The sequence below is a fragment of the Streptomyces sp. NPDC059247 genome (genome assembly GCF_042754005.1).
Taxonomy (GTDB): Bacteria; Actinomycetota; Actinomycetes; order Streptomycetales; family Streptomycetaceae; genus Streptomyces.
Map to the genome: position 1 here is coordinate 162,998 of NZ_JBHYZW010000012.1, position 11,577 is coordinate 174,574.

Consider the following 11,577-nt stretch of genomic DNA (forward strand, 5'->3'; position numbering starts at 1 on the left):
CGGTCGGCGGCGGCCATGCTCGACGCCATGCGCCCCGCCCACCTTGCCCTCGCCGCCCTCGTCGCCGCCGTCTGGGGAGTGAACTTCGTCGTCATCGAGATCGGCCTCGACCACTTCCCGCCGCTGCTCTTCTCCGCCCTCCGCTTCCTCGCCGCCGCCCTCCCCGCCGTCTTCTTCGTGGGCCGCCCCACCGTGGCCTGGAAGTGGATCGTGGGCGTCGGACTCGCGCTGGGCGTCGCCAAGTTCGGGCTGCTCTTCACCGGCATGGACCTCGGCGCGCCCGCCGGACTGTCCTCCCTCGTCCTCCAGGTCCAGGCCGTCTTCACCGCCCTCTTCGCCTTCGCCGCCCTCGGCGAACGGCCCCGCCCCCGCCAACTGGCCGGCATGGGCGTCGCCCTCGCGGGCATCGGCGTCGCCGCCGCCTCCGAGGCCGGAGGGGGCGCCGCCGGATCGTTCCTCGGCTTCGGCCTGGTGATCGCGGCGGCGGCCTGCTGGGGCGTCTCCAACGTCCTGACCCGCAAGGCGGCCCCGCCCGACGCGCTCAACTTCATGGTCTGGGTCAGCACCGTGCCCGTCCTGCCGCTGCTCGCCCTCTCCCTCCTCCTGGAAGGGCCCGAGCGGGACCTCGCCGCCCTGCGCGCGCTCGACCCGGCCGGTGCCGGGGTCATCGTCTACGTCGCCTGGATCACCACCGTCTTCGGCTTCGGTGCCTGGGGCTGGCTCCTGCGCCGGTATCCCGCCTCCTCCGTCGCCCCCTTCTCCCTCCTGGTGCCCGTCTTCGGCATGTCCTCGGCGGCGTTCTTCCTCGGCGAGGGGGTGGGCCCGGCCCGCTGGTGCGCGGCGGCGCTGCTCGTCGGCGGGGTGGCCCTCACCTCCTTCGCCCCCGGCCGGAAGCGGCGGCCGGAGCCCGGGAAACCCGTGGCGGAGGAGGCGCCCGTCCTCGTAGCCTCCTCGGGTCCCTGCCGCGAGGAAAGGCCCGCATGACCTTCGATCACCTCACCGTCGACGCCCCCGTGCCCGTGCCCGGAGCGGTCCTCCTCGCGGGCATCCCTGGCAGCGGCAAGTCGACCGTCGCGGCGGCCCTCGCGGCCCGTTTCGCGCGCGCCGCGCACATCGAGGTGGACGCCCTCCAGTCCCTCGTCGTGAGCGGCTGCCGGTGGCCCACGCCCGAAGGCGACCCGGAGGCGGACCGCCAGATCCTGCTGCGCGCCCGCAACGCGACCCTCCTCGCGGGCAGCTTCGCCGCCGCCGGTTTCCTCCCGGTCCTCGACGACGTGGTGGTACGCCGCTCCCACCTGGACTTCTACCGGGCGCACAGCGGGCGGACCCCGCTCCACGTGGTGATCCTGGCCCCGGGCCCGGAGAAGGCCTGGGAGCGCAACAACGCCCGCGACAAGCGCCTGACGACGAACTGGGCGTTCCTGGACGAGGCGATGCGCGCGGAACTCGCGGACGAGGGCGTCTGGCTCGACAACGCGGACCTGACGGTGGAGGAGACGGTGGACGCGGTCCTGACGGCCACGGGTCTACGGCCCTGAGCCCGGGGGCCCGCCCCCGCCCACTCCATCCACCCTGGCCCGGCTCGCGACCGCCTGTCCCGCTTCGGCCCCCGGCCTGTCCGGGCCGGTCCCGCCCCACCGCCCGGCCCGCCCACCGGGAAGCCGTACCCGGGAAGTTTCACCGGGAAGGCCCGGTGTCCCACCGCCTCCCGCGCCGGGCCGGGCGTTGGCCGCTCCACCCGTGCGCCGGTCCGGAGGCCGGGCGCCGGGTCCGTACCGGGCCGAGTCCGTACGCGTACGCCGTACCGGCCGCCGTCCCCGCGCCGGACGGACGGCCACCGACGCCAGGGGTACACCCGTCCGGCCATCAAAAAGCGGCTCCGGCCACCGGGCCCCTCACCCCCGTGGCGCCCCCGTCGACCCCCGTACGACCAGCTCCGCCGGGACCGTCTCCGGGCCGTCCTCCGGCGGGGGCTCCGTGCCCATGGCCAGGCGGCCCGCCCGTACGCCCGTCTCGTACAGCGGGAGGCGGACCGTCGTCAGGGACGGCACCGCGTCGATCGAGAACGGCAGGTCGTCGAAGCCCGCGACGGACACGTCGCCGGGGACGGACAGGCCCCGCTCCCGCAGCGCCGCGCAGACGCCCAGCGCCACCGTGTCGTTGGCGGCGACCACCGCCGTGAGCCCGGGGTCACGGGCGAGCAGCCCGGCCGTGGCGTCGTACCCGGCCCGACGGCCGTACGCCCCGTGGACCGTCGGCCCCTCCGGGACCCCCGCCGCCGCGAGCGCCTCCCGGTGCCCTTCGAGCCGGTGCCGGGTCGTCGTGCGGTCGACCGGGCCCGCCGCGTACCCGATGCGCCGGTGGCCGAGGCCGAGCAGGTGCTCGGTGAGGCGCCGCGCGCCGGTCCGGTTGTCGAAGGCGAGCGCGGCGGTGGGCGCGTCGCCGGGCGCGGGCGGGCGCCCGCACAGCACGACCCTGGTCCCGGCCTCCGCGAGCTTCGTGAGCTTCACCGTGGTGGCGGCCAGGTGCTCGGGGTCCTCCAGGGAGCCGCCCATCAGGATGACGGCGGCGGCCCGCTGCCGCTGGAGCAGGGTGAGGTAGGTCAGTTCGCGGGCGGCGGACCCGCCGGTGTTGCAGACCACGGCGAGCTTCTCGCCGCCGCCGCGCCCGGACCCGGTCTCGCCTATGGCGCTCTGCGCGGCCCCGGCCATGATCCCGAAGAAGGGGTCGGCGATGTCGTTGACGAGGACGCCGACGAGGTCGGAGGTGGCGGCGGCCAGCGAGCTGGCGGGTCCGTTGAGGACGTAGTCCAGCTCGTCGACGGCCTGCAGGACCCGGTCGCGGGTGGTCGCGGCGACCGGGTAGTTGCCGTTGAGGACGCGGGAGACGGTGGCGGGGGAGACCCGTGCGCGGGCGGCCACGTCCGCCAGGGTGACGGTCATCGTGTGCGTACCTCCGGGGCCTTGTCGACGGCGATGTCGGCAGGCTAGCGTCATCGGCGATGGAAAGCGCTTTCTATCGGGGCGCGGAACACCGGGGAGAGGAACCTTTCGTGACACGCAGGACAGTCCGCATCGCCATGAACGGCGTCACCGGACGCATGGGGCACCGCCAGCACCTCGTCCGCTCGATCCTCGCCCTCCGCGAACAGGGCGGTCTGGACCTCGGGAACGGCGAGACCCTCTGGCCCGAGCCCGTCCTCGTCGGCCGCCGCGAACCCGCCCTGCGCGCCCTCGCCGAGCGCCACGGCCTCACCGAGTGGTCCACCGACCTCGACGCCGTCCTCGCCGACGACACCGTCGACATCTACTTCGACGCCCAGGTCACCTCCGCCCGCGCCGACGCCCTCACCAGGGCCATCCGGGCCGGGAAGCACGTCTACACCGAGAAGCCCACCGCCACCGGCCTCGCGGGCGCCCTCGAACTCGCCCGCCTCGCCCGGGCCGGGGGCGTCCGCCACGGCGTCGTCCAGGACAAGCTCTTCCTGCCCGGACTCCGCAAGCTGAAGCGCCTCGTCGACGGCGGCTTCTTCGGCGAGATCCTCTCCGTGCGCGGCGAGTTCGGCTACTGGGTCTTCGAGGGCGACTGGCAGGACGCCCAGCGCCCCAGCTGGAACTACCGCTCGGAGGACGGCGGCGGCATCGTCGTCGACATGTTCCCGCACTGGGAGTACGTGCTCCACGAGCTGTTCGGCCGCGTCACCTCCGTCAGCGCCCATGTCTCCACCCACGTCCCGCGCCGCTGGGACGAGGACGGCAAGCCGTACGAGGCGACCGCCGACGACGCCGCCTACGGCGTCTTCGAGCTGGAGGGCGGCGCCGTCGCCCAGATCAACTCCTCCTGGGCCGTCCGCGTCCACCGCGACGAACTCGTCGAGTTCCAGGTCGACGGCACCCACGGCTCCGCCGTCGCCGGACTGCGCGGCTGCCGCGTCCAGCACCGCTCGGCCACCCCCAAGCCCGTCTGGAACCCCGACATCCCGGCCACCGAGTCCTTCCGCGACCAGTGGCAGGAGGTCCCCGACAACGCCGAGTTCGACAACGGCTTCAAGGCCCAGTGGGAGCTGTTCCTGCGGCACGTCGTCCTCGGCGAGCCGTACCACTGGGACCTCCTCGCGGGCGCCCGGGGCGTGCAGCTCGCCGAACTCGGCCTGCGCTCCGCCGCCGAGGGCCGCCGCCTCGACGTCCCCGAGGTGACCCTGTGATCCGGCTCCCCGGACCCGGTGGCGGGACCCGGGAGTACGAGCCCCGCGCCGCGCCCCTCGCCCTCGCCCCGGCCGGTCCCCCGGCCTCCCGCACGGTCTTCGCCGCCGCCCACGTCGTCGCCGACCCCTTCGCCGACACCGCCCCCGACGCCCCGGCGGCCGTCGACTGGGACGCCACCCTCGCCTTCCGCCGCCACCTCTGGTCCCATGGCCTCGGGGTCGCCGAGGCCATGGACACCGCCCAGCGCGGCATGGGCCTCGACTGGGCGGGCGCGGCCGAACTCATCCGCCGCTCGGCCGCCGAGGCGAAGGCCGTCGGCGGCCGGATCGCCTGCGGAGTCGGCACCGACCAGCTCACCGGCCCCGCCGACCTGCCGACCGTCCGCGAGGCGTACGAGGAGCAGCTCGCGCTCGTCGAGGAGACCGGCTCCCGGGCCGTCCTGATGGCCTCCCGCGCGCTCGCCGCCGCCGCGCAGGGCCCCGACGACTACCTCGACCTCTACGGCCACCTCCTGCGCCAGTCGGCCGAGCCGGTGGTCCTGCACTGGCTCGGCCCGATGTTCGACCCGGCGCTCGACGGCTACTGGGGCTCGACCGGCCTGGACGCGGCGACGGAGACCTTCCTGGAGGTCGTCGCCGCCCACCCCGACAAGGTCGACGGCATCAAGGTCTCCCTCCTCGACGCCCGGCGCGAGGTCGAACTGCGCCGTCGCCTCCCGGAGGGCGTCCGCTGCTACACCGGCGACGACTTCCACTACCCCGAGCTGATCGCGGGCGACGACCGGGGCTTCAGCCACGCCCTGCTGGGCGTCTTCGACCCGCTGGGACCGCTGGCGGCGCACGCGGTGCGGACCCTGGACACCGGTGACACGGAGGGCTTCCGGGCGCTCCTCGACCCCACGGTGGAGCTGTCCCGCCACCTCTTCGAGGCCCCGACCCGCTTCTACAAGACGGGCGTCGTCCTCCTCGCCTGGCTGGCCGGGCACCAGGAGCACTTCACGATGGTCGGCGGCCTCCAGTCCGCCCGCTCCCTGCCGCACCTCGCGCGCGCCTACGAACTCGCCGACCGGCTCGGCCTGTTCCCCGACCCGGATCTCGCGGAGGACCGCATGAGGTCGCTGCTCGCCGTCCACGGAGGCATCCGGTGAACCTCGGCCGTCTCAGCGTCAACCAGATGACGGTCAAGCAGCTCGCCCTGCCGGAGCTGGTGTCCCACTGCGTCCGCCTCGGGATCGGCTCCGTCGGCCTGTGGCGCGAACCGGTCCGGGAGTACGGGGTGGCGGCGGCGGCCGAACTGGTGCGGGACGCGGGCCTCACCGTCACCACCCTGTGCCGGGGCGGCTTCTTCACCTCGGACGGCTGGCTCGCGGAGAACCGGGCGGCGATCGACGAGGCCGTGGCGCTCGGCACCGACACCCTCGTCCTGGTCTCCGGCGGCCTCACTCCCGGCCACCCGGACCTGCCCTCGGCGCGCGCCCGCGTCACCGAGGCCCTCGGCGAACTCGCCCCGTACGCGGGGGAGCGCGGGGTCCGCCTCGCGGTGGAGCCCCTCCACCCGATGTACGCGGCCGACCGGTGCGCGGTCTCCACCCTGGACCAGGCCCTGGACATCGCGGAGCGCTTCCCGGCCGAGCAGGTGGGCGTGGTGGTCGACACGTACCACCTGTGGTGGGACGACCGGGCCCCGGCGGCGGTGGAACGCGCGGGCCGGACGGGCCGCCTCCACTCCTTCCAGCTCGCCGACTGGACGACCCCGCTCCCGGCGGGCGTCCTCACCGGCAGGGGCCAGTTGGGCACGGGCGCGATCGACCTCCGCGCCTGGTGCGACCTGGCGGGGCGGGCGGGCTGGACGGGCCCGGTGGAGGTGGAGATCTTCAACGACGACCTGTGGGCGAGGGACGGCGCGGAGGTCCTGGAGGAGACGCTGGAGGCGTTCCTGAAGATCTGACCCGGGGGGCGCGGGCGGGAGCGGCCGGAGTCACCGCGCGGGGGGCCGTGCGCCGGGCTACTTCTTCGGTCCGCCCAGCAGGTCCCCCAGGCCGCCCTTCTTCCCGGCCGCGCGTTTGGTGAGGACCGCCAGGACGACCGGGACGAGCAGGTCGACCGCGCGTCCGGCGGTGGCCGGGGGGATGCCGGTGCGCTTGGCGACGGCGTTCGCCACCGGTCTGGCCAGCCGGGCGAGGAGCCCGGCCATCAGCCCGCCGCCCACCAGCCCGCCGAACGCGGCGACGCCCCGCAGCGGGGGCTCGGACGAGGTGACCTCGTCGACGGCGGCGCGGACCTCGTCCGCTTCGCCCGGTTCGGAGGCGGCCAGGCGCAGCTCGCCGGACAGCTCGGCGACCGAACTGCCCACGACCTCCCGGGCCCCGGCGGTGTCCGTGCCGAGCACCCCGGCGATCTCCTGGAGCCGATCGTCGCCCAGTTCGTTCAGGACGTCGTCCTGGAAGGATCCGTCGCTCATGCGGACCACGCTATGACGGGGGCCGCACGTCGGCACGTCGAGCACCCGAGCGGCTCCGGGACCGGGACCGTCCCGACGCGACCGCACGGGTCGGGGCGGCCGTACCGCCGTCCGTAGAATCGGCCGTCCGGGTCGGCAGGTCGTCTCCTGCCCTGGTTCCGCCCTCAGGACCGAGCGAACGGACACGACTCCATGTACGTCAGCAGGATCCACATCGAGAACATCAAGTCGTTCCACGGGCCCCGCACGGTCGACCTGGAGCTGACCCGGCCCGACGGCAGCCACGCCGGGTGGACGGTGCTCGCGGGCCGCAACGGATCGGGCAAGACGACCCTGCTGCGTGCCCTGGCCCTGGCCCTGAGCGGCCCGGTGGCGGCGCGCGGACTCGTCCAGGACTTCGAGAACTGGATCGCGCGGGGGACGGGGGTCGGCCTGGCCGAGGCCGAGGTCGTGAGGGACGGGAGCTTCGACAGGTTCAGCGTCGGGGGGAGGACCGTGGACGAGTTCTGGGCGGGGGTCAAGTGGACCGCGCCGGACGAGGCGGGCGGCAGCCGTCGGCACGCGCGGCCCGCGCTGGAGGAGGTCCGGTACGCGAAGGCGCGGGCGACCAGGGCCACCCCGGCCCGGCGCGGCCCGTGGGCCGACAACCCGGCGGGCTGGTTCTGCGCCGCGTACGGGCCGTTCCGGCGGATGGCGGGCGGCTCCGGGGACGTGCAGCGGCTGATGCTGGCCTCCGGCCCGGTCGCCCGCCAGGCCAGCCTGTTCCACGAGGACGCCTCTCTCGCCGAGGGGGTCGTCTGGCTGATCGAGCAGCACCTGCGCGCGCTGGAGGGCAAGGAAGGCGCCGAAGCCCTGAAGGAGGCGGCCCTGTCCATCCTGGGGGACGGACTCCTGCCGGACGGATACCGGGTGGACGACGTGGACTCCGAGGGGCTCTGGGTCACCCGCGGCGGACAGCGTTTCCCCCTGCGCGAGATGAGCGACGGCTTCCGTACGGTCGCCTCCCTCGTCGTGGGGGGGGGGCAGCCACAACACCACCCCCACCCCGGGGCGGGGGGGCCCCCCCGGGGGGTCCTGGGTATCCCCGCGGGGGTGTTCGGCCCCGGGTCCGCCCCGGGCCCCCCCCGTGTGCGTCTTTCCCCCCACCCCCCCCCACGACGCCTTCGGCGGGGCGGCGTTCCCCGGGGACGGCGAGGGCCTCCGGGCGGTCCGCGTTCCCGGAGTCGTGATCATCGACGAGATCGACGCCCACCTCCACGTCACCTGGCAGCGCCGCATCGGGCCGTGGCTGACCTCGCGCTTCCCCCTCATCCAGTTCATCGTCACCACGCACAGCCCGTACATCTGCCAGGCGGCCGACCCCGGCGGTCTGATCCGGCTCCCCGGAGTGGACGAGGAGGCCGCGCCGGAAGTGGTGTCGCGGGACCTGTACGAGCGGGTGGTCTTCGGCAGCGGGGACGACGCGGTCCTCTCCGAGCTGTTCGGCCTGGACACCCCGTACTCCGAACGGGCCGAGCGGCTGCGCGCCGAGTTCGTGGAGCTGGAGGCGCGCGTCTACGACGGTGACACCTCGGTGGAGACCCTCTCCCGCTACGAGGAGCTGAAGGGCCTGCTCACCAGTTCACCGACGGCCCGCCTGGACGAGATGTCCGCCCGTCTCCAGCGGCTCTCCCGGGAGATCGCGGAGTGATCCGGCTCCGGCGTACCGCGCTGCCGCCGGAGACGGTGGCGCGACTGGGGGAGTACACCGGGAAGATCGCGGCGGAGGCCACGGACAAGGCCCGGAAGGAGAGGGCCAGGAAGCTCTGGGCCGCCCGGCGGAGCGTACGTCCCGCGCTCCTCGGCGCGCTCACGGAGATGGCGCCCGGCCACGCGCGGTGCATGTACTGCGGTGACGGCCAGGGCACGGACATCGACCACTTCGACCCGAAGAGCCGTACCCCGCTGCGGACCTTCGACTGGCTCAACCACCTGCTGGCCTGCTCGTACTGCAACAGCAACCAGAAGAGGAACCTGTTCCCGACCGACGGGGACGGCGTCCCGCTCCTGCTCGACCCCACCTCGGGGGACCCGCTGGACCATCTGCGTCTGGTGCTCCCCCTCGGCGAGTACCGGGCGAGGACGCCCCGGGGGCAGGCGTGCATCGACGTGTTCGGACTGAACAGCAGACCGGTCCTGGTCAAGGGACGCGTGGACGCCTACGCGTTGTCCCGGCAGGCTCTGGAACTGTGGCGGATCGTCACGGACGAGGGACGGCACGACAGGGCGAGGGAGATCGTCCGGGTCTCCTGGAACCGCCCGCTCGCCGACGTGCTCGTCGCGATGTTCCACCAGTCCGGGCACCCCGCGGCCGAGGCGCTCTTCGCGGGCGAGGACGACGTACTGGCCCTTCTGCGCGATCCCCGGCTCCGCGAGGCCTTCCTGGACCGGACGGCCGGGGAGCACGGCCCGTACGGCCGGGAGCGCTGACGATCCGGACAGGCGGGCCGTCGCGCTGTCCGAGCCCTTCGCTACCGTCGGGGCATGTCCAATGAGGGTCGTGGTCCGGGGCCGGCGGTGCTCGAAGGGGTGCTGGAGCGCATCACCTACGCCAACGAGGAGAACGGGTACACGGTCGCCCGTGTCGACACCGGGCGCGGGGCCGGGGACCTGCTCACCGTGGTCGGTTCGCTGCTCGGCGCGCAGCCGGGGGAGTCGCTGCGGATGGAGGGCCGCTGGGGCTCCCATCCGCAGTACGGCAAGCAGTTCACCGTCGACAACTACACGACGGTGCTGCCCGCCACCATCCAGGGCATCCGCCGCTATCTCGGCTCCGGCCTGGTCAAGGGCATCGGGCCGGTCTTCGCCGACCGCATCACCCAGCACTTCGGGCTGGACACCCTGGACGTCCTCGAGGAGGCCCCGGCCCGGCTGATCGAGGTGCCGGGCCTCGGCCCCAAGCGGACGAAGAACATCACCGCCGCCTGGGAGGAGCAGAAGGCCATCAAGGAGGTCATGGTCTTCCTCCAGGGCGTGGGGGTGTCCACGTCCATCGCGGTCCGCATCTACAAGAAGTACGGGGACGCCTCCATCTCCGTCGTGCGGAACCAGCCCTACCGGCTCGCCGCCGACGTGTGGGGCATCGGCTTCCTCACCGCCGACAAGATCGCCCAGGCCGTCGGCATCCCCCACGACAGCCCCGACCGGGTCAAGGCCGGGCTCCAGTACGCCCTGTCGCAGTCCAGCGACCAGGGCCACTGCTTCCTGCCCGAGGAGCGGCTGATCGCCGACGCCGTGAAGCTCCTCCAGGTGGACACCGGGCTCGTCATCGAGTGCCTCGCCGAGCTGGCCGAAGACCCCGAGGGGGTCGTACGGGAGACCGTGCCGGGCCCGGAGGGGACGCCCGTCACCGCCGTGTACCTGATCCCCTTCCACCGGGCCGAGCTGTCCCTCGCCGGGCAGCTGCGGCGGCTGCTGCGGGCCGAGGAGGACCGGATGCCCGCCTTCCGGGACGTGGCCTGGGACAAGGCCCTCGCCTGGCTCGCCGACCGCACCGGGGCCTCCCTGGCGCCCGAGCAGGAGGACGCCGTACGGCTCGCCCTGACCAGGAAGGTCGCCGTCCTCACCGGCGGGCCCGGCTGCGGCAAGTCCTTCACGGTCCGGTCCGTGGTGGAACTGGCCCGCGCCAGGAAGGCCAAGGTGGTCCTCGCCGCGCCCACTGGCCGGGCGGCCAAGCGGCTCGCCGAGCTGACCGGCGCCGAGGCGTCCACCGTCCACCGGCTCCTGGAGCTGAAGCCGGGCGGGGACGCGGCCTACGACCGGGACCGGCCGCTCGACGCCGATCTGGTGGTGGTCGACGAGGCCTCCATGCTCGACCTGCTCCTGGCGAACAAGCTGGCCAAGGCGGTGGCACCGGGTGCCCATCTGCTGCTCGTGGGGGACGTGGACCAGCTCCCCTCGGTCGGCGCGGGGGAGGTCCTGGGGGATCTGCTCGCCCCGGGGAGCCCCGTACCCGCGGTGCGGCTGACCCGGATCTTCCGGCAGGCCCAGGAGTCCGGGGTGGTGCTCAACGCGCACCGGATCAACGCGGGCACCCCGCCGCGGACGACCGGCCTGCCGGACTTCTTCCTCTTCGCGGAGGAGGAGACGGAGGACGCCGCCCGGGTCGCCGTGGAGGTCGCGGCCCGGCGCATTCCGGCCAAGTTCGGCCTCGACCCGCGCCGGGACATCCAGGTCCTGGCCCCCATGCACCGGGGCCCGGCGGGCGCGGGCGCGCTCAACGGGCTGCTCCAGCAGGCGATCACCCCGGCGCGTCCCGGTCTTCCGGAGAAGCGCTTCGGCGGCCGGGTCTTCCGGGTCGGCGACAAGGTCACCCAGATTCGCAACAACTATGAGAAGGGGGCCAACGGGGTCTTCAACGGTACGGTCGGCGTCGTCACGGCGCTGGACGCCGACGAGCAGCGGCTGACCGTGCGCACGGACGAGGACGAGGAGGTGCCGTACGACTTCGACGAGCTGGACGAACTCGCCCACGCGTACGCGGTCACCATCCACCGCTCGCAGGGCAGCGAGTATCCGGCGGTGGTCATTCCGGTCACCATGAGCGCCTGGATGATGCTCCAGCGGAACCTGCTCTACACGGCCGTGACCCGGGCCCGGAAGCTCGTGGTCCTCGTCGGGTCGCGCCGGGCCATCGCCCAGGCGGTCCGTACGGTCTCGGCGGGGCGGCGCTTTACCGCACTGTCCCATCGGCTCACAGGGGGCGCCCTCGTGTGAAAGATCACGGAGGGCTTCCGGAACCGGGGCGAACGGGGCAGGATGTGAAGGTTGGCGGCACTGAGTGCCGCCGATTGGCCCAATGGTCGACCCCGAGTGCACTCTCCTGAGCCAAATGGGGGATGGTAGAGACAGTCAGGGCACCTCGAAAAGAGGC

The 11,577-nt window shown here is 73.9% G+C and carries 10 protein-coding genes and 1 pseudogene; 9 read left to right on the forward strand and 2 right to left on the reverse strand.

Going from position 1 to position 11,577, the window contains the following annotated elements:
* Positions 1-27 precede the first annotated feature (27 nt).
* Positions 28-984, forward strand: a complete 957-nt coding sequence (locus tag ACFXGN_RS22145; protein ID WP_384861774.1) for an EamA family transporter — start codon at positions 28-30, stop codon at positions 982-984.
* The gene (locus ACFXGN_RS22150) at positions 981-1,538 is read left to right on the forward strand and encodes an AAA family ATPase (RefSeq protein WP_384861777.1); all 558 of its coding nucleotides are present in this window, start codon (positions 981-983) and stop codon (positions 1,536-1,538) included. The genes ACFXGN_RS22145 and ACFXGN_RS22150 overlap by 4 nt, the downstream gene beginning before the upstream one ends.
* Before the next feature lie 357 nt (positions 1,539-1,895).
* On the opposite strand, the gene ACFXGN_RS22155 is transcribed toward ACFXGN_RS22150, so the two are convergent.
* A complete protein-coding gene (locus ACFXGN_RS22155; protein ID WP_384861779.1) occupies positions 1,896-2,942 on the reverse strand; it encodes a LacI family DNA-binding transcriptional regulator in 1,047 nt (348 codons plus the stop codon).
* Positions 2,943-3,052: 110 nt separating this feature from the next.
* On the opposite strand from ACFXGN_RS22155, the gene ACFXGN_RS22160 reads away from it, so the two are divergent.
* Genes ACFXGN_RS22160 through ACFXGN_RS22170 form a run of 3 tightly spaced genes read left to right on the forward strand, consistent with a single transcriptional unit; the run spans position 3,053 to position 6,152 of the window.
* Positions 3,053-4,204, forward strand: coding sequence for a Gfo/Idh/MocA family protein (locus tag ACFXGN_RS22160; RefSeq protein WP_384861782.1), 1,152 nt, complete (start codon positions 3,053-3,055; stop codon positions 4,202-4,204).
* A complete protein-coding gene (locus ACFXGN_RS22165) occupies positions 4,201-5,352 on the forward strand; it encodes a dihydrodipicolinate synthase family protein (protein ID WP_384861785.1) in 1,152 nt (383 codons plus the stop codon). The genes ACFXGN_RS22160 and ACFXGN_RS22165 overlap by 4 nt, the downstream gene beginning before the upstream one ends.
* 26 nt (positions 5,353-5,378) lie before the next feature.
* Positions 5,379-6,152, forward strand: coding sequence for a sugar phosphate isomerase/epimerase family protein (locus ACFXGN_RS22170; protein ID WP_384861885.1), 774 nt, complete (start codon positions 5,379-5,381; stop codon positions 6,150-6,152).
* A 57-nt stretch (positions 6,153-6,209) separates the two neighbouring features.
* Here ACFXGN_RS22170 and ACFXGN_RS22175 read toward each other — a convergent pair whose 3' ends face one another.
* A complete protein-coding gene (locus tag ACFXGN_RS22175) occupies positions 6,210-6,665 on the reverse strand; it encodes a DUF937 domain-containing protein (protein ID WP_384861788.1) in 456 nt (151 codons plus the stop codon).
* A gap of 192 nt (positions 6,666-6,857) precedes the next feature.
* On the opposite strand from ACFXGN_RS22175, the pseudogene ACFXGN_RS22180 reads away from it, so the two are divergent.
* The 4 genes and pseudogenes from ACFXGN_RS22180 to ACFXGN_RS22195 all read left to right on the forward strand — a co-directional run.
* Positions 6,858-6,977, forward strand: a pseudogene (locus ACFXGN_RS22180) (AAA family ATPase); the annotation flags it as partial.
* A gap of 913 nt (positions 6,978-7,890) precedes the next feature.
* Complete coding sequence (locus tag ACFXGN_RS22185; protein ID WP_384861791.1) at positions 7,891-8,355, forward strand: AAA family ATPase; 465 nt, start codon at positions 7,891-7,893, stop codon at positions 8,353-8,355.
* Positions 8,352-9,134 (forward strand): HNH endonuclease signature motif containing protein, encoded by a 783-nt coding sequence (locus ACFXGN_RS22190; protein ID WP_384861794.1) that lies wholly within the window; start codon positions 8,352-8,354, stop codon positions 9,132-9,134. The genes ACFXGN_RS22185 and ACFXGN_RS22190 overlap by 4 nt, the downstream gene beginning before the upstream one ends.
* Positions 9,135-9,188: 54 nt before the next feature.
* A complete protein-coding gene (locus tag ACFXGN_RS22195; RefSeq protein ID WP_384861797.1) occupies positions 9,189-11,420 on the forward strand; it encodes an ATP-dependent RecD-like DNA helicase in 2,232 nt (743 codons plus the stop codon).
* Positions 11,421-11,577 lie beyond the last annotated feature (157 nt).